Source organism: Prescottella agglutinans, assembly GCF_004011865.1.
Classification (GTDB): domain Bacteria; phylum Actinomycetota; class Actinomycetes; order Mycobacteriales; family Mycobacteriaceae; genus Prescottella; species Prescottella agglutinans.
This window is the reverse complement of sequence record NZ_RKLP01000006.1, coordinates 267935-289163: the sequence shown is the minus strand read 5'-3', so window position 1 is coordinate 289163 and position 21229 is coordinate 267935. Positions and strand designations below refer to the sequence as shown.

19 protein-coding genes are annotated in these 21229 nt (G+C 68.8%); 4 read left to right on the top strand and 15 right to left on the bottom strand.

The features are described from left to right. Nucleotides 1-13: 13 nt before the first annotated feature. From EGT67_RS13640 to EGT67_RS13585, 12 genes are all read right to left on the bottom strand, one after another. Nucleotides 14-1867: an ABC transporter ATP-binding protein/permease gene (locus EGT67_RS13640; protein ID WP_127916599.1), complete on the bottom strand. Its 1854-nt coding sequence runs from the start codon at nucleotides 1865-1867 to the stop codon at nucleotides 14-16. Between the two features lie 94 nt (nucleotides 1868-1961). Beyond that, nucleotides 1962-2858, bottom strand: a complete 897-nt coding sequence (locus EGT67_RS13635) for an acyl-CoA thioesterase (RefSeq protein ID WP_127916598.1) — start codon at nucleotides 2856-2858, stop codon at nucleotides 1962-1964. A gap of 14 nt (nucleotides 2859-2872) precedes the next feature. After that, on the bottom strand, nucleotides 2873-4291 hold the full coding sequence (gene pyk, locus EGT67_RS13630) for a pyruvate kinase (protein WP_127916597.1): 1419 nt from the start codon (nucleotides 4289-4291) through the stop codon (nucleotides 2873-2875). Nucleotides 4292-4363: 72 nt separating this feature from the next. Next, nucleotides 4364-5869: a glutamate synthase subunit beta gene (locus tag EGT67_RS13625; protein ID WP_127916596.1), complete on the bottom strand. Its 1506-nt coding sequence runs from the start codon at nucleotides 5867-5869 to the stop codon at nucleotides 4364-4366. After that, nucleotides 5862-10448, bottom strand: a complete 4587-nt coding sequence (gene gltB, locus EGT67_RS13620; protein WP_127916595.1) for a glutamate synthase large subunit — start codon at nucleotides 10446-10448, stop codon at nucleotides 5862-5864. The genes EGT67_RS13625 and gltB overlap by 8 nt, the downstream gene beginning before the upstream one ends. A 263-nt stretch (nucleotides 10449-10711) precedes the next feature. Further along, nucleotides 10712-10948, bottom strand: coding sequence for a hypothetical protein (locus tag EGT67_RS13615; RefSeq protein ID WP_421958131.1), 237 nt, complete (start codon nucleotides 10946-10948; stop codon nucleotides 10712-10714). After that, nucleotides 10945-11925 (bottom strand): prolipoprotein diacylglyceryl transferase, encoded by a 981-nt coding sequence (lgt, locus tag EGT67_RS13610; protein WP_127916691.1) that lies wholly within the window; start codon nucleotides 11923-11925, stop codon nucleotides 10945-10947. Before lgt ends, EGT67_RS13615 begins: the two co-directional genes overlap by 4 nt. A gap of 5 nt (nucleotides 11926-11930) precedes the next feature. Beyond that, nucleotides 11931-12734 (bottom strand): tryptophan synthase subunit alpha, encoded by an 804-nt coding sequence (gene trpA / locus EGT67_RS13605; RefSeq protein WP_127916594.1) that lies wholly within the window; start codon nucleotides 12732-12734, stop codon nucleotides 11931-11933. After that, entirely contained in the window at nucleotides 12731-14050 is a 1320-nt protein-coding gene (gene trpB, locus EGT67_RS13600; RefSeq protein WP_127916593.1) for a tryptophan synthase subunit beta, read from the bottom strand. Before trpB ends, trpA begins: the two co-directional genes overlap by 4 nt. 61 nt (nucleotides 14051-14111) lie before the next feature. Beyond that, on the bottom strand, nucleotides 14112-14921 hold the full coding sequence (gene trpC, locus EGT67_RS13595) for an indole-3-glycerol phosphate synthase TrpC (protein WP_127916592.1): 810 nt from the start codon (nucleotides 14919-14921) through the stop codon (nucleotides 14112-14114). A 79-nt stretch (nucleotides 14922-15000) separates the two neighbouring features. Continuing rightward, nucleotides 15001-15723, bottom strand: a complete 723-nt coding sequence (locus tag EGT67_RS13590; protein ID WP_127916591.1) for a TIGR02234 family membrane protein — start codon at nucleotides 15721-15723, stop codon at nucleotides 15001-15003. Further along, nucleotides 15716-17317 (bottom strand): anthranilate synthase component I, encoded by a 1602-nt coding sequence (locus EGT67_RS13585; protein WP_206612370.1) that lies wholly within the window; start codon nucleotides 17315-17317, stop codon nucleotides 15716-15718. The genes EGT67_RS13590 and EGT67_RS13585 overlap by 8 nt, the downstream gene beginning before the upstream one ends. Nucleotides 17318-17375: 58 nt before the next feature. On the opposite strand from EGT67_RS13585, the gene EGT67_RS13580 reads away from it, so the two are divergent. Further along, a complete protein-coding gene (locus tag EGT67_RS13580) occupies nucleotides 17376-17834 on the top strand; it encodes a peroxiredoxin (RefSeq protein WP_127916589.1) in 459 nt (152 codons plus the stop codon). A 7-nt stretch (nucleotides 17835-17841) separates the two neighbouring features. Here the strand turns inward: EGT67_RS13580 and EGT67_RS13575 are convergent, their stop codons facing one another. Then, nucleotides 17842-18609, bottom strand: a complete 768-nt coding sequence (locus tag EGT67_RS13575; protein WP_127916690.1) for a dioxygenase family protein — start codon at nucleotides 18607-18609, stop codon at nucleotides 17842-17844. Nucleotides 18610-18758: 149 nt separating this feature from the next. On the opposite strand from EGT67_RS13575, the gene EGT67_RS13570 reads away from it, so the two are divergent. Next, complete coding sequence (locus EGT67_RS13570) at nucleotides 18759-19253, top strand: MarR family winged helix-turn-helix transcriptional regulator (protein ID WP_127916588.1); 495 nt, start codon at nucleotides 18759-18761, stop codon at nucleotides 19251-19253. 16 nt (nucleotides 19254-19269) lie between these two features. Here the strand turns inward: EGT67_RS13570 and EGT67_RS13565 are convergent, their stop codons facing one another. Both EGT67_RS13565 and EGT67_RS13560 read right to left on the bottom strand, forming a co-directional pair. Further along, nucleotides 19270-19449, bottom strand: a complete 180-nt coding sequence (locus EGT67_RS13565) for a tautomerase family protein (protein WP_127916587.1) — start codon at nucleotides 19447-19449, stop codon at nucleotides 19270-19272. A 202-nt stretch (nucleotides 19450-19651) separates the two neighbouring features. Then, nucleotides 19652-20119, bottom strand: a complete 468-nt coding sequence (locus tag EGT67_RS13560) for a DUF6098 family protein (protein ID WP_241566020.1) — start codon at nucleotides 20117-20119, stop codon at nucleotides 19652-19654. A 229-nt stretch (nucleotides 20120-20348) separates the two neighbouring features. Here EGT67_RS13560 and EGT67_RS25090 point away from each other — a divergent pair, with 229 nt between their 5' ends. Both EGT67_RS25090 and EGT67_RS13555 read left to right on the top strand, forming a co-directional pair. Continuing rightward, nucleotides 20349-20504: a DUF6131 family protein gene (locus EGT67_RS25090; protein WP_164877563.1), complete on the top strand. Its 156-nt coding sequence runs from the start codon at nucleotides 20349-20351 to the stop codon at nucleotides 20502-20504. A gap of 111 nt (nucleotides 20505-20615) precedes the next feature. Then, complete coding sequence (locus EGT67_RS13555) at nucleotides 20616-21194, top strand: hemerythrin domain-containing protein (RefSeq protein ID WP_127916586.1); 579 nt, start codon at nucleotides 20616-20618, stop codon at nucleotides 21192-21194. Nucleotides 21195-21229: the final 35 nt, after the last annotated feature.

The following is a 21229-nucleotide window of genomic DNA, read 5'->3' as shown; positions in this document are numbered from 1 at the left end:
TCCGGCCTGGACATCAGTTGACCGCCACCTCGGACATCCGCCACGGCCCGTCGCCGAGCAGTTCCAGTCGGCGGGTGTGATGCTGGTCGACGGTGCTGCGATGACTGACGCTGAACAGCATGCACTCGGGCACCTCCTCGCGGACGAGTCGGTACAACTGGTACTCGAGCCCCTCGTCCACCGCGGACGTGGCCTCGTCCAGGAAGGCCACCTGGGGTCGGATCAGCAGGATCCGTGCGAAGGCCACCCGCTGCTGTTCACCCGGCGAGAGGATCGCCGCCCAGTCCTCCTGCTCGCCCAGGCGATGCACCAGGTGACCGAGCGCGACCTTCTGCAGCGCCTCCCGGATGGTGTCGTCGCCCAGATCGGCGGCGTGCGCCGGGTACGCGACCGCGTCGCGCAGATCACCGAGCGGCAGGTACGGGAACTGCGACAGGAAGATCGCCTCGGCACCCGTCGGCCGGCGCACCGTCCCGGTCGCGTACGGCCACATCTGCGCGAGCGTCCGGAGCAGCGTCGTCTTACCACTTCCCGATGCGCCGCACACCAGCAGCGCCTCGCCCGACGTCAGACGCAGATCCAGTCCGTCGACGAGGGGGCGCCCGTCGGGCAGGTTGACGCTGACCGCGGACAACTCCAGGACTCCGTCCGAACGTTCGGTGCGCAGCTCGGGCAGCGCCCGCGACCGCTCGTCCGCACTGATCAGTCCGTTCAATCGGATCAGGCTCGCCCGGTAGCCGGCGAACGCGTCGTACGACTGCCGGAAGAACGACAGCGAGTCCGAGACCTGCCCGAAGGCGGCCGCGCTCTGGGTGATGTCGCCGAGCGTGATCGTCCCGGCGAAGAAGCGCGGCGCCTGGATGACGATCGGAAACACCACCGCCACCTGGCTCACGCCCAGGTTGAAACCATCGAACTTCAAGGTACGGAAGACGATTCGCCATGCGTTGGATATGACCGCTCCGAACCGTCCGAGCAGCCCTCCGCGTTCGACCGATTCGCCGTGGTAGAAGGCGACACTCTCGGCCCGGTCCCGGAGCCGCACCAGCGCATAACGGAAGTTCGCGGTGAATCGCTCCTTGAGGAAGTTCAGTTGGATCAACGGATGCCCGATCCAGAACGCGATCGCGGTTGCGGTCAGGATGTACACGTAGACCAGCACCACCATCGCGCGCGGAACCTCCACGCCGAAGAGCGTCATGGGGCCGGACAGATCCCAGAGGATCTTGGTGAACGCGACAACCGACGTCACCGCGGTCACCAGTCCCATCGACAGCGATTGCGACACCGTGGTCATGTTCGTGATGTCGGTCTCGATGCGCTGATCCGGATTGTCGATCCCCTTGTCGATAAATCGGCCACGGTAGTAGGCGCGGCCGTCGAGCCAGTCGGTCGCGACCCGGTCGGTCAGCCAGACCCGCCACTGGATCACGAACGCCTGCCCCACGTAGTAGTCGAGGAGCGACCGGAGCACGTGGACCGTCGCCAGCACCGTGAACACGACGATCGAACGCCAGAACGTCGACTTCGCCTCGCCCAATGCGGTGGCGTCACCGCCCGAGAAGGCCTGCGCGGCGTACTGCAGGGCGGTGTACATCTCGTTGCCCTGATACGACAGAAGGATCGTCAACCGCACACCCAGCACCGTGAGGAAGAGCATCGCGGCCACTGTCGCCCACTGACGCCAACTGTCGCGGCCGGTGAAGTACGCGCCGGTGATCGTCCAGAACTGCCTGCCCCACTGCGTGTGGCGGACGAGGAGGTATCCGACGATCACCAGGCAGACGCACGCGATCCCGAATGCCCGCGCCGTCCACATCAGACTGGCGACTACCTCGTTGTTCCAGTCGATCGGTTCGTTCTGCATGAGGCTCCCCCATCGACGATGGCGTGCCGTGTCTGGAGAACCAGAATTCTAGCGAGCGGGCACATCGGGGCGGAGCATCATCGCGGAATCGCGGTCACCGGCGGGCCGGAAAGTGCCGGATCACGCCCTCCTGCACCACGGTTGCGATCAACTGGCCGTCGCGGGTGAAGAACCGCCCGGTCGCCAATCCGCGCGAACCGGATGCAACCGGCGATTCCGTTGCGTACAACGCCCATTCGTCGAAACGGAACGGTCGGTGGAACCAGATGGAGTGATTCACGGTCGCCGCCACGATCCGATCGAGACCCCACGACAGGCCGTGGGTGGTGAGGATCGAGTCCAGCACGGTGGTGTCGGACGAGTACGCCAGTGCGGCGCTGTGGACCAGTGCGTCGTCCGGCAGGGCCCCGTCCGTCCGGATCCACACGCGGTTGTGGGTCAGCCGTTCGCCGGTGCCCTTGAGCACCCACGCCGGATCGTTCGCGTACCGCATCTGCATCGGCTTGAGCGCGTCGACGAACATGCGGAGACGATCCTCGTACCCGAGGATGTGGTCGTCGAAGGACGGCAGATCCTCCGGGCCCGCGACGTCGGGGATGTCGAAGCTGTGCTCGAGTCCGCTACCCCAGTCCTGGAACGCCGCGAGCATGGAGAACACCACGTTCCCGTCCTGGTAGGCCGTCACCTGGCGGTTGGCGAACGCGCGCCCGTCCCGGTGCCGCTCGACGCGGTACTCGATCGGCGCCTTGACGTCGCCGCCCCGGATGAAGTGCGCGTTGATCGCGTGGACCGGACGGTCACCGTCGACCGTCCGACCCGCCGCCACCAACGCCTGCGACACCAACTGGCCGCCGAACGTCCGACTACCCACCTGCTCCGGGTGTCGGCCGAGGTAGGTGTCCTCACCGATCTGCTCGAGATCCAGGAGCGCCAGCAGCGTCTCCAGGTCGGCCGATCGTGCCGGACGCACGCCCGCCTCGACGTCACTCACCCGGGTACCCCCTCTTAGTGGTCTTCCTCCCCGATCCGGTGGACGTGGATCAGGTTGGTCGAGCCTACTGTGCCGGGCGGCGATCCTGCGACGATCACGACGAGATCGCCGCGGTTGTACCGGCCGAGGGACAGCAACGCGTGGTCGACCTGGAAGAACATCTGGTCGGTCGACTTGACGGGGTCGACGATGAACGTCTCGGTGCCCCACGACAGCGCCAGCTGGCTGCGCACCGCCTCCAGCGGCGTGAACGCCAGCAGCGGGAGCGGCGAGTGCAGCCGCGCGAGCCGGCGGACGGTGTCACCGGACTGGGTGAACGCGACCAGGGCCTTGGCGTCGAGGCGCTCGCCGATGTCGCGGGCGCCGTACGAGATGACACCCCGCTTGGTGCGCGGGACGTGCGTCAGCGGCGGCACGCGCGCAGGATCCGTCTCGACGGCCTCGAGGATCCGGGCCATGGTCTGGACCGTCTCCATGACGTACTTGCCGACCGAGGTCTCGCCGGACAGCATCACCGCGTCCGCGCCGTCGAGCACCGCGTTCGCGACGTCGGACGCCTCGGCGCGCGTCGGACGCGAGTTCTCGATCATCGACTCGAGCATCTGGGTGGCGACGATCACCGGCTTCGCGTTCTCGCGGGCGATCTGGATCGCCCGCTTCTGCACCAGCGGAACCTGCTCGAGCGGCAGCTCGACGCCCAGGTCGCCGCGGGCGACCATGACCGCGTCGAACGCCAGCACCACGGCCTCGAGGTTCTCGATGGCCTCGGGCTTCTCGAGCTTCGCGATCACCGGGACGCGGCGACCGACCCGGTCCATCACGTCGTGCACCAGTTCGACGTCGGCGGGCGAGCGCACGAACGACAACGCGATGAAGTCGACGCCGAGGCGCAGCGCGAACTCGAGGTCCTCGATGTCCTTCTCCGAGAGCGCCGGCACCGAGACGTTCATGCCCGGCAGCGAGACGCCCTTGTTGTTGGAGACCGGTCCGCCCTCGGTGACCCGGCAGACCACGTCGTCGCCGTCGACGGAGTCGACGACCAGGCCGACCTTTCCGTCGTCGACGAGTAACCGGTCACCGGGCTTGGCGTCCTCGGCAAGCTGCTTGTAGGTGGTCGAGACCCGGTCGTGGGTGCCGTCACAGTCGGCGACGGTGATGCGGATCTGCTCACCGGTCTCCCAGACCGTCTTGCCCTCGACGAACCGGCCGAGGCGGATCTTCGGCCCCTGCAGGTCGGCGAGAATACCGACCGCGCGGCCGGTCACCTCCGACGCCTTGCGCACGCGCCGGTAGTTCTCCTCGTGATCAGCGTGTTCACCGTGGCTGAAGTTGAGTCGTGCTACGTCCATCCCGCTCTCGACGAGCTCGCGAACGCGGTCGCCGGAGGCGGTTGCAGGGCCAAGAGTGCAGACAATCTTCGTGCGTCGGGTCACGAGGAAAGCCTAGTCAACTTCAGGAACGAACTCTATTCGGCGGACCAACGCCGGGTGACGGCCGAGTGAGCATCAGACGACGGTCAACGGCAGCGCGGTCGGATGGACCGGCGCGGGCAGCTCGGAACTGCCGGTCAGGAACGCGTCGACGCCGTGCGCGGCCGATCGTCCCTCGGCGATCGCCCACACCACCAGCGACGCTCCCCGATGTGCGTCACCGCACACGAACACGCCCGGAGCAGCGGTCTGCCAGTCCGATCCGCACGACAACGATCCGCGCCGGTTTCTCTCGATGCCCAGGTCGTCGAGCAGGGGGCCGCCCTCCGTCCCCTCGAAACCGATCGCGAAAAGGGCCAGATCGCAGGGCAATTCGATTTCCTCGCCCACCGGGACGATCGTGCGCCGCCCGCCGGCGTCGCGACCCAGCCGCACCTCCGCCAGGATCATCGACCGGACATGGCCCTCCGCGTCTCCCAGGAACCGTTGAACCGCAACCTCGTAGCGCCGCACGCCGCCCTCGGCGTGCGCGGGCGAGGTGCGCAGCACCATCGGCCACGCCGGCCACGGGGCGGAGGCTTCGTCCCGCTCCGCCGGCAGTGCCGGGTGATAGTCGAGCTGTGTGACCGACAGCGCACCCTGACGGTGCGCCGTCCCGAGGCAGTCGGCGCCGGTGTCGCCGCCACCGATGATCACGACGTGCTTGCCCCGCGCCGTGATGGGCGACGGCCCGTCGCCCTCGCACTCGTGGTTGGAGGCGACCAGATGCTCCATCGCGAGGTGCACACCGTCCAGGTCCCGGCCGACCAGATCGCGGTTGTCCCGCGCTTCGAGCGCGCCCGTCGCCAGGACCACCGCATCGAACCGCGATCTCAGCGACGACACCGGGAGCTCCACTCCCACCTCGACATCCGTGACGAAATGTGTTCCCTCCACCCGCATCTGGGTCAGCCTCTGGTCCAGGACGGACTTCTCGAGCTTGAACGCCGGGATACCGTACCGCAGCAGACCCCCCAACCGGTCGTCGCGCTCGTACACGGTGACCTCGTGCCCGGCACGGGTAAGCTGTTGTGCCGCAGCCAGTCCCGCCGGACCGGAGCCCACCACGGCGACGTGCTTGCCGGTGTGGAGCGCCGGGAGCGCGGGACCCACGTCACCCTTCTCCCACGCGGTGTCGGCGATGGCCTGCTCGATCCGTTTGATCGTCACGCTCCCGGTGGTGTGGGTGTCGGCCAGGGAGAGCACGCACGCAGCCTCGCACGGCGCGGGGCAGACCCGGCCGGTGAACTCGGGGAAGTTGTTGGTCGCGTGCAACCGCTCCGCCGCGGCATCCCACCGGCCCCGGCGGACGAGGTCGTTCCATTCCGGGATCAGATTTCCCAGCGGACATCCCGCGCTCTCGGAATGGCAGAACGGGATGCCGCAGTCCATGCACCGACTCGCCTGCTCGGCCACCTCGCGGGCACGCTCGGCCGCGGACTGCGGCTCGTAGACCTCGCGCCAGTCGTGCACGCGCTCGGAGACCGGGCGCTTGCGCGCCTCCTTCTTGACGGCGTGCAGAAACCCCTGCGGATCAGCCACGAGCCGCCTCCATGATCGCGGTGTCGACGTCGAGGCCCTCGGCCCGAGCCATTCGGGTGGCCTCGAGAACGCGCTGGTAGTCGACCGGCATGATCTTCGTGAACAGCGCCGAACGCCTCGGCCAGTCGGCGAGGACGGACGCCGCGACGGCCGACCCCGTCCAGCGCAGGTGCTGCTCGACCACCACCCGCAGCCACTGCAGGTCGTCACCGTCGGGCGATTGCAGCGTCACCATGGCCTGATTGATCTTCGTGGGATCGGCGTCGAGCACGAACGCGATCCCGCCCGACATGCCGGCCGCCATGTTCCGGCCGATCGGTCCGAGCACGACGACCCGCCCTCCGGTCATGTACTCACACGCGTGATCGCCGACGCCCTCGGCCACCGCGATCGCACCCGAGTTCCGCACGCAGAACCGCTCCCCCACCAACCCCCGCAGGTACGCCTCCCCTGACGTCGCACCGTAGAGCAGGGTGTTCCCCGCGATCACCTGGGTCTCCGGCAGGAACAGCACGTCGTCGGCCGGTCGGACCACGATGCGCCCGCCCGAGAGACCTTTGCCCACATAGTCGTTCGCATCACCGACGAGATCGAGCGTGATTCCCGGGGGCAGGAACGCGCCCAGCGACTGCCCCGCCGATCCCTCGAGTTGGACGCGGATCGTGTCGTCGGGCAGCCCGGCGGCCCCGTAGCGCCGGGTGACCTCCGATCCCAGCAGCGTCCCCACGGTGCGGTTGACGTTGCGAACCGGCAGTTCCAGGCGGACCGGCAGCGCGTCCTCCAGTGCGCCCTCCGCCAGTTGGATGAGGGTGCGGTCGAGTGCGAGGTCGAGGCCGTGATCCTGTGCGCGCACCCGTCGGCGCTGCGGGACGCCGCCGCCCGTCTGCGGGGCCTCGGTCACGAAGATCGGGCTCAGGTCGAGGCCTCGGCTCTTCCAGTGCGCCACCCCGACCGCGGTCTCGAGCATCTCCGGGTGCCCCACCGCCTCGTCGACGCTGTGGAAGCCGAGGTCCGCGAGGTGCTGCCGGACGCCCTCGGCGACGAAGCGGAAGAACGCCTCGATGAACTCGGGCTTGCCGGTGAACCGCTTGCGCAGTTCCGGGTTCTGGGTCGCGACCCCGACCGGACAGGTGTCGAGGTGGCACACCCGCATCATGATGCAGCCGGCGACGATGAGCGGCGCGGTGGAGAAGCCGTACTCCTCCGCGCCGAGAAGCATCGCGACCACGACGTCGCGCGCAGTGCGCAGACCGCCGTCGCACTGCATCGTGATCCGGTCGCGCAGCCCGTTGAGCACCAGCGTCTGCTGCGCGTCGGCGACGCCGACCTCCCACGGCAGCCCCGCGTGTTCGAGGGAGGTGAGCGGCGACGCGCCGGTTCCCCCGTCGTGGCCGGAGATCAGGACGACGTCGGCGTGTGCCTTGCTCACCCCCGCGGCGACGGTGCCGACGCCGACCGAGCTGACGAGTTTGACGTGCACGCGCGCGTTCTCGTTCGCGTTCTTCAGATCGTGAATGAGCTGCGCGAGATCCTCGATCGAGTAGATGTCGTGGTGCGGTGGCGGCGAGATCAGCCCCACCCCCGGGGTGGAGTGCCGGGTCCGTGCGATCCACGGGTACACCTTGTACGCCGGAAGCTGGCCGCCCTCACCGGGCTTGGCGCCCTGGGCCATCTTGATCTGGATGTCGGACGCGTTCACGAGGTAGTCGCTGGTCACGCCGAATCGGCCGCTCGCCACCTGTTTGACGGCGCTGCGGCGCAGCGGGTCGTGCAGCCGGTCGGCGTCCTCACCGCCCTCACCGGAGTTCGACCGCCCACCGATCCGGTTCATCGCCACCGCGATGCTCTCGTGGGCCTCGGCCGAGATCGAGCCGTAACTCATCGCCCCGGTGTTGAAACGCGCGAAGATCGCCTCCGCCGGTTCGACCTCCGACAGCGGGACCGGCGGGCGCAGACCCCGCCGGAACTCGAACAGCCCACGCAGCGTGCCGCCCTCGGCGGAGAGCCGATCGACCTCCGCGCAATACCGTTCGAAGACGTCCTCCCGCCCGGTCCGGGTGGCGTGCTGGAGCAGGAACACCGTCTCGGGCGTGAACAGATGCAGTTCGCCGCCGCGCCGGTACTGATAGATGCCGCCGACGTCGAGGCGACGGTGCACGAGCGACGACGGATTCTCCGGATGCGCCGCGCGATGCCGCAATTGCACTTCGCGAGCGAGGACGTCCAGGCCCACCCCACCGAGGCGGCTGACGGTGCCGGTGAAGTACTCGTCCACCACCTCCCGCGACAGCCCGATGGCTTCGAACACCTGTGCGGCGGTGTAGGATCCGACAGTCGAGATGCCCATCTTGGACATCACCTTCAGCACGCCCTTGCCCAGCGCCGTGAGGTAGTTGCGGACCGCGACCGTGGATTCGACGCCGGTCAACTCGCCCTCCGCGACGAGGTCCTCGATCGACTCCATCGCCAGGTACGGGTTCACGGCGGCCGCCCCGAACCCGATCAGCAGGGCGATGTGGTGCACCTCCCGCGCGTCGCCCGACTCGACCACGAGCGCGACCTTGGTCCGTTCCTTGGTGCGGACCAGATGGTGGTGGACCGCCGACACCGCCAACAGCGACGGGATCGGGGCGCGCAGGTGGTCCGAGTCCCGATCCGAGATCACGAGGGTCCGGCACCCGTTCGCGATGGCGGCGCTCGCCGCCCCCCGCAGATCCTCGATCGCCTCGGCCATGCCCTCGCCGCCTCTGTCCGCGTCGTACAGCGCGCGCAGCACCGTCGCCGCGAAGCCCGGGCAGTCGCCGTCGGCGTTGATGTCGATGATCCTGCCGAGTTCGTCGTTGTCGAGCACCGGCCACGACAGCACGATCTGCCGGCACGACGCGGCGGTCGGCTCGAGCAGGTTCTGCTCGGCACCCATCACGCGGCGCAGCGAGGTGACGATCTCCTCACGGATCGCGTCCAGCGGCGGGTTGGTGACCTGCGCGAACAGTTCCACGAAGTAGTCGAACAGCAGGCGCGGTCGCTGCGAGAGCACCGCGATCGGGGTGTCGGTCCCCATCGATCCGAGCGGCTCGACGCCCGCCGTCGCCATCGGCGCCAGCAGCACGCGCTGCTCCTCCTCGGTGTAGCCGAACACCTGCTGACGCCGCATCACCGACTCGTGGTCGTGCGGGATCCGACCGCGGCTGGGCACCGACCGCAGGTCGAGCAGGCCGGCGTGCAGCCACTCCCGGTACGGCTGCTCCGCGCCCAACTGCGCCTTGATCTCGGCGTCGGGCACGATCCGTCCGGCCGCCGTGTCGACCAGGAACATCTCGCCCGGCTCGAGTCGCCCCTTCGCGATCACCTCGGACTGCGGGATCGGCAGCACGCCGCTCTCGGAGGCGAGCACCACGCGCCCGTCGGACGTGTGCCACCACCGCCCCGGCCGCAGCCCGTTGCGGTCGAGGACCGCACCGACGACGGTCCCGTCGGTGAACGTCACGCACGCCGGGCCGTCCCACGGCTCCATCAGCGACGCGTGGAACTGATAGAAGGCGCGCCGCTCGTCGGTCATCGAGGTGTGGTTCTCCCACGCCTCCGGGATCATCATCAGGACCGCGTGCGGTAGCGAACGCCCGCCCAGATGCAGGAGTTCGAGGACCTCGTCGAACGACGCCGAATCCGAGGCGTCCGGGGTGCAGATCGGGTACAGCCGTTCGAGGTCACCGGGGATGAGGGTGCTCGCCAGCATCGCCTCCCGCGACCGCATCCGGTTCCGGTTGCCGCGCACGGTGTTGATCTCACCGTTGTGGGCGATGTAGCGGAACGGGTGCGCCAACGGCCACGACGGGAACGTATTGGTAGAGAACCGGCTGTGGACTACCGCGATCGCGCTGATCATCCGCTCGTCACGGAGCTCGGGAAAGTAGAGCGCCAGCTGTGCCGTCGTGAGCATGCCCTTGTAGGTCAGCGTCCGGCTCGACAGCGACGGGAAGTACACGCCGGTGCCGGCGTCGGTGATCTCCGGCGTCACCCGCTCGGCCCGCTTGCGCAGCCCGTACACCCGTCGGTCCAGCTCCACGCCGCCGACCCGGACACCGTCCACCGGCGGCGACGGCGCCACGAACAGGTAGGTCATGTGGGGCATGCACGACAGCGCCGTCGCGCCGACGTCGGCACCGATCGGATCGACCCGGACGTCGCGCCAGCCGAGGATGTCGACGCCCTCGTCCTCCGCGATCGCGCGGATCCGCCGCCGCGCCGCGGCCCGGCGATCGGGGTCCTGTGGCAGGAAGCAGATGCCGGCCGCGAACGTCTCGGTGCCGTCCGGCGACGGCGCCGGCAGATCGAACTCGACGACGTCGCGGAAGTAACCGGCGGGGAGCTGGATCAGGATCCCCGCACCGTCGCCACTGTTGACCTCTGCTCCCGCGGCACCACGATGTTCGAGGTTGTCGAGCGCGAGGAGCGCATCGGCGACGATCGTGTGCGAGCGGCGACCGTGGACGTCCGCGACCATCGCCACGCCACACGAATCGGATTCGTGATCTCGGACGTACAGGCCGCGTGAGTCGGGTTGCAGAGAGTACAGCACCGAACACCTCCACACCGGCCCGCGGGAAGCTCCGGAGAGCCTCGCTGCGGACCATCGCGCGTCGCGCACTTCTCTGGCGGCCCCTGGCGGGGTCACCAGCTACGGGTGCTGACTGCATCGATCGGGGTCCACCGGCACTGCTGTCGACCCGTGAAGGTTGCCGAGTTCCATACCCGGCCGGGCCAGTTTACCGCGCCGAGGCCACCCGAAGCGATGGCGAAAATGCGCACCGCCCGCGCCGGAGAACGGCGCGGGCGGTGTGTTCACTCCCCCGATTCGTCGGCCTTCTCCGCCGGATCGGAGGCGGGCTGCGGTGGGTTGTCCGCGGGCGGCGGGTAGGTGGGCCCACTGCCCCAGCCGGGGCCGTTACCGACGCCCGAGTAGGTGTCCCAGCCCGGTCCTGCGGTGTTCCCACCGGAGGGGGGCACCGCGGAGGTGCCCGACGTCGACTCGGTCAGTGACGCGTCCGCGGTCGCGTCGTAGTCGAACGGTTCGGTCATTTCTTCTCCCCCTTCACTTCGGGCTGGTCGCCGTCGACGCGCTCGGTATCGGCCGACGAGTCGTCGCCGGGCGTCGAGTCCGCCGGTGCGACGGCCACACGGTCGTCCCGGGAGTGTGGCTTCAACTCTGCCGGATCCTCGCGTCCCTTGGTGGCCAGGACGAAGTAGGCCACGGCGCACGCGAAGACGATCGCCGACGTGAACGAGTTCACCCGGATGCCCAGGATGTGGCTCGCGTGGTCCGAACGCATCAGCTCGATCCAGAACCGGCCCGCGCAGTATCCGGCCACGTACAGCGCGAACAGTCGGCCGTGGCCGATCTTGAACCGGCGGTCGACCACGACGAGCAGCACGACGATGAGCAGGTTCCACACCAGCTCGTACAGGAAGGTGGGGTGGACCACCTGCTGCACGACGCCGTTCGACACACCGTCGAGGGTGTTGATGCGACCCGACGCATCGGTGCGCTCGTAGATCTCGAGGCCCCACGGCACCGTCGTCTCGCGCCCGTACAACTCCTGGTTGAACCAGTTGCCGAGACGCCCGATCGCCTGCGCGAGGATGATGCCCGGCGCGATCGCGTCGCCGAACGCGGGCAACGGAATGCCGCGGCGCCGGCAGCCGATCCAGGCGCCGACGGCGCCGAGTGCCACCGCACCCCAGATCCCCAGGCCGCCCTGCCAGATCTTGAGCGCGTCGACCGGGTTGCCGCCGGGGCCGAAGTACGTCGGCCAGTCCGTCATCACGTGATACAGGCGGCCACCGATCAGGCCGAACGGCACCGCCCAGACCGCGATGTCCAGGACGGTGCCCTTCTCACCACCACGGGCGACCCAACGCCGATCGCCCCACACGATCGCGACGATGATGCCGGCGATGATGCACAGCGCGTAGGCGCGCAGGGCCAGCGGCCCCACGTACCACACGCCCTGCGGTGGGCTCGGGATGTAAGCGAGGATTTGCGTCGAGGTCGCCATCGGAGTCACCGGGCCACGGTAGCCGAGCGCACACCCTCCGCGAGTTCGGCAGTGATCGCGCGCACTGCATCGAGGCCCTGCTCCACCGCCGAGACGATCGCCGAACCGACGATCACGGCGTCCGCGTACGACGCGATCTCCGCTGCCTGCGCACCGGAACGAACGCCCAGGCCGACACCGACCGGGATGTCCGAGTGCGCCCGGATGCGTGCCGTCAGTTCGGGGGCCATCGACGAGACGCTGTCACGCGCACCGGTCACACCCATCGTCGACGCGGCATAGATGAAGCCGCTGCTGGCCTCGAGCGTCATCGCCAACCGCTCCTCGGTGGACGACGGCGCGACGAGGAAGATGCGGTCGAGGTGGTGCTGCTCGGACGCCTCCATCCACTCGCCGGCCTCCTCCGGGATCAGATTCGGCGTGATCATGCCCAGACCACCGGCGGACGCGAGGTCGCGGGAGAAGGCGTCGACGCCGTACTTGAGCACCGGGTTCCAGTACGTCATCACGACGGGCTTGCCGCCGACCGAGGCGATCTGCTCGACGACGGTGAACACGTCACGCAGACGCACACCGTTGCGCAGCGCGGTCTCGGCGGCCGTCTGGATGGTCGGCCCGTCCATCACCGGATCCGAGTACGCGACGCCGACCTCGATGATGTCGCAGCCGGAATCGACCATCGCCTTGAACACGTCGATCGACGTCGGCACGTCCGGGTAACCGGCGGGCAGGTAGCCGACGAGGGCCGCCCGCTTCTCCTCCCGGCACTGCGCGAACGTCGGCGCGAGGCGTGACTCTCGTTGGCTCACTTGGCGGTACCTTCCTTGTTCGAAGCACTCGTGGCGGCGGCGTCCTCGTCGTCGAACAGACCGAACCACTTCGCGGCGGTGTCCATGTCCTTGTCGCCGCGGCCCGAGAGGCTCACGACGATGATCGCGCCCTCACCGAGCTCACGACCCAGCTGGAGCGCACCGGCCACCGCGTGGGCGGACTCGATCGCGGGGATGATGCCCTCCGCGCGCGAGAGCAGCAGCAGCGCGTCCATCGCCTCGGTGTCGGTGATCGGGTCGTACGACGCCCGTCCCGTGTCCTTGAGGTACGCGTGCTCGGGTCCGACACCGGGGTAGTCCAGGCCGGCCGAGATCGAATGCGACTCGATGGTCTGCCCGTCCTCGTCCTGCAGGAGGTACGAGTACGCGCCCTGGAACGCACCGGGCGTGCCACCGGTGAACGTGGCCGCGTGGCGACCGGTCTCGACGCCGTCGCCCGCGGCCTCGTAGCCGACGAGCTTGACCGAGGGATCGTCGAGGAACGCGTGGAAGATGCCGATCGCGTTGGATCCGCCACCGACGCACGCGACGACCGCGTCGGGCAGGCGCCCGGTCATCGCCTGGACCTGCGCGCGCGCCTCGAGCCCGACGACACGCTGGAAGTCGCGCACGAGCATCGGGAACGGGTGCGGACCGGCGGCGGTGCCGAAGCAGTAGTACGTCCGGTCGGCGTTGGTGACCCAGTCACGCAGCGCCTCGTTGATTGCGTCCTTCAAAGTGGCCGAACCCGTTTCGACCGACACGACCTCGGCGCCGAGCAGCCGCATCCGGGCCACGTTGAGTGCCTGCCGAGCGGTGTCGACCGCGCCCATGTAGACGATGCACTCGAGACCGAGCAGCGCACACGCGGTCGCCGTGGCCACACCGTGCTGGCCGGCGCCGGTCTCGGCGATGATGCGCGTCTTGCCCATGCGCTTGGCGAGCAACACCTGCCCGAGCACGTTGTTGATCTTGTGAGATCCGGTGTGGTTCAGGTCTTCCCGCTTGAGGAAGATCCGGGCGCCGCCGGCATGCTCACGCAACCGGGTCGCTTCGAAGAGGGGCGACGGGCGACCCGTGTAGTCGCGCTGCAGGCGATCGAGCTCGTTCAGGAACGAATCGTCGGAGCGGGCCTTCTCGTACTCCGCCGTGACCTCCTCGATGACCGCCATGAGCGCCTCGGGGACGTGCCGCCCACCGAAGACACCCCAATGGCCGCCTGGGTCCGGTTCGTGACCGGAGCGCTCCGTCAGACCGACGCTGGCAGTGGGCAGATTCCCACCCTTGGAGACGAGGGAGTCATTGCGTGAAGTCACCCCTCCAGTCTGCCCCAACGCCCACGAGAACGAGTGGTCGGGTCCCTGTCGGCGCGACGTATCAGCGTGCCGGCTTGGGGCACGACGGATGCGCACCCGCGGTCACCAGTTCCGCCACGGCCGCCCGCGGGTCACCGCTGGTCACCAGCCCCTCGCCGACGAGAACCGCGTCCGCCCCGGCACCCGCGTACGCGAGCAGATCCGCGGTGCCGCGCACCCCGGACTCGGCGATCTTGACGATGTCCGTCGGCAGCCCCGGCGCGATGCGGCCGAAGGTGTCCATGTCGACCTCGAGGGTCTTGAGGTTGCGAGCGTTGACGCCGATGACGCTGGCGCCGGCTTCGAGGGCGCGGTCCGCTTCCTCCTCGGTGTGGACCTCGACGAGCGCCGTCATGCCCAGCGATTCGGTGCGATCGAGCAGCGAGGTGAGCACGCTCTGCTCGAGCGCCGCGACGATGAGCAGGATGACGTCCGCACCGTGGGCGCGTGCCTCGTGAATCTGGTAGGGCCCGACGATGAAGTCCTTGCGCAGGATCGGGATGTTCACCGCGCGGCGGACCGCATCGAGATCGGCGAGCGAACCCTGGAACCGGCGCTCCTCGGTGAGCACGCTGATCACCCGGGCGCCCCCGGCCTCGTAGGCGGCCGCGAGCACCGCCGGATCGGGGATGTCGGCGAGCGCGCCCTTCGACGGGCTCGCCCGCTTCACCTCGGCGATGACGCCGATGCCCGGCGCGCGCAGCGCGGCCGCGGCATCGATCGCGGGCGGCGCAGCAGCGGCGGCGGCCTTCACCGCGGCGAGGTCGAGAACGGCTTCGCGGGCGGCGACATCGGCGCGCACCCCGTCGAGAATCGAGTCGAGAACGGTCATCGTGGCTCGAGTCCTTTCCGGCATGTCAATACCGATGTGAGGAACCTCATCGGATCTTGACTCAGCCTAGAGGTCGCGGTTATTCACCCTCCGGGCGGGTACCCGCAGGGCCGGTGTCCTTGCTCACATCGCCCGCCCGCGGGGTCGATCCACCGCTGGTCGGGTCCTCGTCGGCGCCGTCGACGGTGGGGTCCTCCCCCGCGTCCAGCGCGTCCCACAGCATGCGCTGCGTCTGCTCGTCCGGCTTCCCGCCGTCGGACTCCCGCTTCGCGGCCGCCTCCCGGCGCGCGGCCGGGCTGTCGTACTTCGACGAGAGCCCCCCGGTCGCAGCCGGTTTGCGGATCAGCACCACGGCCGCGGCGAGCGCCGCGACCGAGCCCAGCAGCACCAGCAGCGCCGGTGCGGTCGACACGTCCGTCGCCGTCACCTCCGTGCCGACACGTTCGAAGCCGGCGATGTCCGCGGCACGCTCGTTCGACGCACCACCGGTCAGCAGACCGACGGCGGGAATCGCTGCGACGACCGCGACGACCGCGACCAGGACTCCGAGCACCCGGACCATCCAGCCGCGCACCGCGAATGCGGCAGCGATCGCGGCGACCAGGACGAGCGCCAGCGGAGTGGTCGCCGCCGCCCACGTGCCGCCGTCGAGGCTCGTGACCCGGTCCTCACCCAGTCCGTCCGACGACGTGACCGTCACCCACGTCATGCGCGACGAGCCCCACAGGCACACCGCCGCCACCGCGAGCAACAGCGCCGCGATCCCAACGGCTCGACGACCGCCGGTCCTGTTCTCACTCACCGCTGCTCACCTCCGGTCGGCCCCCGAAGGGCCGCAACGTCTGCGCTGCCGCGATGGCACTGAGCACGGCCATCGCCTTGTTCTTCGCCTCGGTGTCCTCGTAGACCGGATCCGAGTCCGCCACCACACCCGCACCGGCCTGCACGTACGCGGTGCCGTCCTTGATCAGCGCCGTGCGGATCGCGATCGCCGTGTCGGCGTCTCCCGCGAAGTCCAGGTAGCCGACGATGCCGCCGTAGATCCCGCGCCGGGTCGGTTCGAGTTCGTCGATCAACTCCATCGCGCGCACCTTGGGGGCGCCCGACAGCGTGCCGGCCGGGAAACACGCCTTCACGGCGTCGAGGGCGTGCCTGCCCTCGGCGAGGCGTCCGGTCACCGTCGAGACCAGGTGCATCACGTGGCTGTAGCGCTCGATGTGCCGGTAGTCGTGCACCTTCACGGTACCCGGCTCACACACCCGCCCCAGGTCGTTGCGCCCGAGATCCACCAGCATCAGGTGCTCGGAGTTCTCCTTCTCGTCGGCGAGCAGATCCTTCTCGAGCAGGATGTCGTCCTCCTCGGTGGCGCCGCGCCACCGCGTCCCCGCGATGGGATGCGTGGTCGCGACACCCTCCTTCACCGTGACGAGCGACTCCGGGCTCGACCCGACGATCGAGAAGGCCGTCTGCCCGTCGGCGCCGGGGACCTGCACCAGGTACATGTACGGGCTCGGGTTCGAGGCCCGCAGCATCCGGTAGACGTCGATCGGTTCTGCAGCACAGTCCATTTCGAAGCGCTGCGACAGCACGACCTGGAACGCCTCGCCGGCCTCGATCTCGCCGATGAGCCGGCGCACATCCATTCCGAAGCTCTCGGTGGTGCGCTGGCGCCGGTACTCGGGCTGGGTCCGGGCGAACGTCGACACGGTCGACGGCGCGGGCGCGGCGAGCGCATCGGTCATCCGGTCGAGGCGGACGACGGCGTCGTCGTAGGCGGCGTCGACCCGTTCGTCGGAGCCGTCCCAGTTGACCGCGTTGGCGATGAGCGTGATCGCGCCCTCGTGGTGGTCGACGGCGGCGAGATCCGTCGCGAGCAGCATCACCATCTCGGGGATCTGCAGGTCGTCGGCGGCGTGACTGGGCAGTCGCTCGATCCGGCGGACGGCGTCGTAACCGAGGAAACCGACCATGCCGCCGGTCAGCGGCGGCAGGTCCGGGAGGCGCTCGGTGCGCAGCAGCTCGAGCGTGCGCCCGAGCGCGAGCAGCGGATCGCCACCGGACGGCGCACCCGCCGGGACGCTGCCGAACCAGGCGGCCTCGCCGTCCTGAACGGTCAGCGCGGCCGGACTGCCCGCGCCGATGAACGACCACCGCGACCACGACCGCCCGTTCTCGGCCGATTCCAGCAGGAACGTGCCCGGTCGGCTGCCGGCCAGCTTGGTGTAGGCCGACAGCGGGGTCTCGGCGTCCGCCAGCACCTTTCGAATGACGGGGACCACCCGATGCTCGGCCGCCAGCGCGCGGAACTGCTCGCGGGTGGTCGTCGAATCGTGTGGTGCCGGCCCGCCGGGGGACGCCGAGGGTGCTGCTGGGATGGTGGTGGACTCGCCGCGCATGCACCCATCATCCCAGGGGGACCGATCACGGCCGCGGTCGCGGGTAGCCTCGGCGCTCATGAAGCCCGGTGATCGCGCGCCCGAATTCGATCTTCCCGACCAGGACGGCACCCGCCGCACGCTGACGTCACTGCTCGCGGACGGACCGCTCGTGCTGTTCTTCTACCCGGCAGCCTCCACGCCGGTGTGCACGGCGGAGGCCTGCCACTTCCGGGACCTGGCGCGCGAGTTCGCCGCGGCCGGGGCCTCCGTCGCCGGCATCAGCCGCGACAGCGTCGAGAAGCAGTCCGGCTTCGCGCGAGCCCAGTCGTTCGACTATCCGCTACTGGCCGACGTCGACGGCACCGTCGCCGCACAGTTCGGCGTCAAGCGCGGCCTGCTCGGCCGGATCACCCCGGTCAAGCGGAGCACGTTCGTCATCGACACCGATCGCACGGTACTCGAGGTGATCTCCAGCGAACTGCGCGCGAATCTGCACGCCGACCGGGCACTCGAGTTCGTCCGCAGCCGCGCCTGATCCGGGCTCAGGCCACCTGGATGGACCGCTTGGCGAGCCCCATCCAGAAGCCGTCGATCACCTGCTGGGCGATCTGCTCCGGATCGCTCGACGCACCGAGCGTGACGAACAACGGCGCGAAGTGCTCGATCGTCGGGTGCGCATAGGGCATGCCGGGCGCCTGCGCACGGAAGTCGATCAGCGCGTCGACGTCACCGGCCGCCAGTCGCTCCGCCGCCCACGCGTCGAACTCCGCCGACCAGCCGGGCGCGGCCGCGTCGGGCGACGGGTCGCGCAGGAACGGCAGCCCGTGCGTCGTGAAGCCCGATCCGACGATCAGCACGCCCTGCTCGCGCAGCGGCCGCAGGCGCCGCCCGAGTTCGAGCAGACGCTCGGGATCGAGGGTCGGCATCGACATCTGCAGCACCGGGACGTCCGCGTCGGGGTACATGACGGTGAGCGGCACGTACGCGCCGTGGTCGAGCCCGCGGTTCGGCTGGTGGTACACCGGTTCGTTGTCGGGCATGAGCGCGGCGACCTGACGGGCCAGGTCGGGCGCTCCGGGCGAACGGTACGTCACCTCGTAGAACCGCCGCGGGAAACCCCCGAAGTCGTACACGAGCGGCGTCCCGGTCTCGGTGGCACCGATCGTGAGCGGCGCCGACTCCCAGTGCGCGGAGACGACGAGGATCGCCGTCGGGCGGGGCAGGTCCGCGGACCAGCCGGACAGCTCGGCGACCCACCGCTCGCTGTCGACCAGCGGCGGTGCGCCGTGGCTGAGGAAGATGGCCGGCATGTCGCTCACGTGAACTCCTTTATTGAAGCTTCAAGTTAACATGGGAGTCAACGCACCCGGACGCCGCCTATTCCCCGGCGCGCACGCGGCGGCACCTGTTTGACACGCTGTAGGCAATCACTGACATTCACTGATCGGAGACCGACCCGATGGGCGCGCAGGACAGCACCGGCACCAAGTGGCTCACCGAAGCCCAGCAGGAGGCGTGGCGGACGCTGGTCTCACTGGTCACGCGCCTGCCCGCCGCGCTCGACACCCAGTTGCAGCGCGACTCCGACCTCACGCATTTCGAATACTTCGTCCTGGCGGTCCTGTCCGAGGCGCCGGACCGCCGACTTCGCCTGTCGGAACTGGCATGCCAGGCCAACGCGTCGCTGTCCCGCCTGTCGCACGTCGTCACGCGACTCGAGAAGCGCGGGTGGGCCCGGCGGGAGGCCGTACCCGGCACGCGGGGAGCATTCGCGGTCCTCACCGACGATGGGTACGACAAGGTGGTCGAGGCCGCACCCGGACACGTCCGGACCGTGCAGGCGCTCGTGTTCGAGGGACTCGACGACGGCCAGGTGGCCCAGCTGTCCGAGCTGGGCACCGCGATGGTCGCCCAACTCGACAAGGGCATCGCCGCCGGAACCGGCAAGGCCTAGACGGTCCGGCCGTCCGTCATCCGAGCGGTTCGCCGCCCACGCCCCAGTTCTCGCGCGGCACCTCGGTGATGGTGACCCACACCTTCGACGGATCCTTCCCGGCGGCCTCCGCGTACGCCGTGGTCACCGCGGCGATCACGGCACGCTTCTGTTCGTTCGTGAGGCCGGGCGTCTGGCTGATCTGAATCATCGGCATGACGGAAGATTGTGCCAAATCCGGTTGGCGTCGAAGTCGGTGCCGGGTCGGCGATCGTGCATGCTTCCTGCGGGGTCGAGAATCGAACGGTCAGGGGCAGGCGGGAGTGACCATGTCGTAGATCGCGGCAACAATGAGCTTCTTCATGCGAACTCTCCCTTGTGTTTCGGAAGGCCTCCGGCGTGCGCTGCCTCAGACCTCGTCACCGGTTCGTCCCTGGGTATCCGGAACGAAACGGTCCGAACCGTTGCTCGTACAGACACGCCGCCTCGTCGAGAACCGATTGCTCGATGCGGGCCAGCGGCCGGAACTGCGCGACCAGTGGTTCGAAGTCCAGGCTGTGACCGATCACGGTGCCGGTGAGGAGCCAGGGGAAGCGATCCGCATCGTCGCCCAGATCACAGCAGCGGTGCAGGCGCCGGGCAATCCATTCCTCCGGTGATCGCGACCACCACTTCTCGGGCGACAGCGGCGTAACCGTGAGACCCGGCATGTCGATACCCGATTCGCGATCGAAGCTTCTGCAGTCGGCCGCATCCGCGCCGGGACCGGCCGAATAGCGAAGGAAGATTCCGTGCGTCGATACTGTCAGGGCCACCAGTTCACCCAATGTCGTGATCGTGACAAGGCGACCATTCTGGAGTTCATGATCCGTGAGGTATCCGGTCACGTCCTCACCTCGAGCATCCTTTCCTCGCCGGACGTCGCCGTGAGACTGAAACTACGACGATGCGTGCACCGGGATGCTGCACCCACGAGGGTGCGCTCACAATCATGTCTGCTTCGACCCGACTCTCCGCTGCTATGTTTCACCGGCCGGCAGCCGGGAACTCTCCGCCAAAGGGTGTCGTCGAAGTGCGAACCGAGAGACGCGCCCTGACGTGAATCGAGGTGCGGTGATGATCATCCTGGGTTTGATCTTGCTTCTCATCGGCTTCCTGACCGGGATCCAGATCATCTGGATCATCGGCATCGTACTGGTCGTTGTCGGCGCCATTCTCGCGCTGCTGGGAGCCACCGGACGCGCGGTCGGAGGCCGCCGCTACTGGTACTGACCACACAGTGACCACACAGTCCCAACTCGGGTCGGGTTGCCGATCCGGGTTCCGGCCGACCGTCCCCCGAAGCACGACACCCACAATCAGAACCAGCGAGAGGAGACCCTGATGGCTCCACGAGGAGAACCAGACGTGATCGAGCTTCTCACCGAGGACCACCGCAAAGTCGAGCGCATGTTCGCCGAACTCGAAGGGCTCGACGACTCCGGCGGCGATGCGGCGAGAGCGCGCCGCAAAGATCTGGTCGACCAGACGGTGATCGAATTGGTGAAGCACTCGGTCGCGGAGGAAGCGGAGGTGTACCCGGCCGTCAAGCGGAAGGTCAGCGCCTCCGAGGCAGAACGGGCGAAGCACGAACATGCCGAGGCCGAGCAGACGATGAAACGCTTGGAAAGCCTCGACCCGGACGATCCGCAGTTCGATGCGGAACTGGCTCTCTTGATGCACGAGATCCGCGAACACGTCCAGGAGGAGGAGTCCGAGATCTTCCCGCACATGCGGACCATCTTCACTCCGGACGAACTCGTCGATCTCGGCCGCAAAGTCGAGTCCGTGAAGAAGCTGGCGCCGACCCGTCCTCACCCGTCTGCACCGGACGAACCTCCCGGCGACCTGCTCCTCGGCCCCATCACCGGCATTCTCGACCGCATGCGGGACGCAGTCAGCCGACGGGGTACCGAACGCTGATCGCTGGACGTCGAGAGATCCGACTCTGACGTCGC

What these genes read in the sequence shown, in the direction of transcription:
- EGT67_RS13640 (WP_127916599.1), bottom strand. Translation starts at nt 1,867, where the DNA reads ATGCAGAACGAACCGATCGACTGGAACAACGAGGTAGTCGCCAGTCTG.
- EGT67_RS13615 (WP_421958131.1), bottom strand. Translation starts at nt 10,948, where the DNA reads ATGACCGAACCGTTCGACTACGACGCGACCGCGGACGCGTCACTGACC.
- lgt (WP_127916691.1), bottom strand. Translation starts at nt 11,925, where the DNA reads ATGGCGACCTCGACGCAAATCCTCGCTTACATCCCGAGCCCACCGCAG.
- trpC (WP_127916592.1), bottom strand. Translation starts at nt 14,921, where the DNA reads ATGACCGTTCTCGACTCGATTCTCGACGGGGTGCGCGCCGATGTCGCC.
- EGT67_RS13585 (WP_206612370.1), bottom strand. Translation starts at nt 17,317, where the DNA reads ATGCGCGGCGAGTCCACCACCATCCCAGCAGCACCCTCGGCGTCCCCC.
- EGT67_RS13580 (WP_127916589.1), top strand. Translation starts at nt 17,376, where the DNA reads ATGAAGCCCGGTGATCGCGCGCCCGAATTCGATCTTCCCGACCAGGAC.
- EGT67_RS13575 (WP_127916690.1), bottom strand. Translation starts at nt 18,609, where the DNA reads ATGCCGGCCATCTTCCTCAGCCACGGCGCACCGCCGCTGGTCGACAGC.
- EGT67_RS13570 (WP_127916588.1), top strand. Translation starts at nt 18,759, where the DNA reads ATGGGCGCGCAGGACAGCACCGGCACCAAGTGGCTCACCGAAGCCCAG.
- EGT67_RS13565 (WP_127916587.1), bottom strand. Translation starts at nt 19,449, where the DNA reads ATGCCGATGATTCAGATCAGCCAGACGCCCGGCCTCACGAACGAACAG.
- EGT67_RS25090 (WP_164877563.1), top strand. Translation starts at nt 20,349, where the DNA reads ATGATCATCCTGGGTTTGATCTTGCTTCTCATCGGCTTCCTGACCGGG.
- EGT67_RS13555 (WP_127916586.1), top strand. Translation starts at nt 20,616, where the DNA reads ATGGCTCCACGAGGAGAACCAGACGTGATCGAGCTTCTCACCGAGGAC.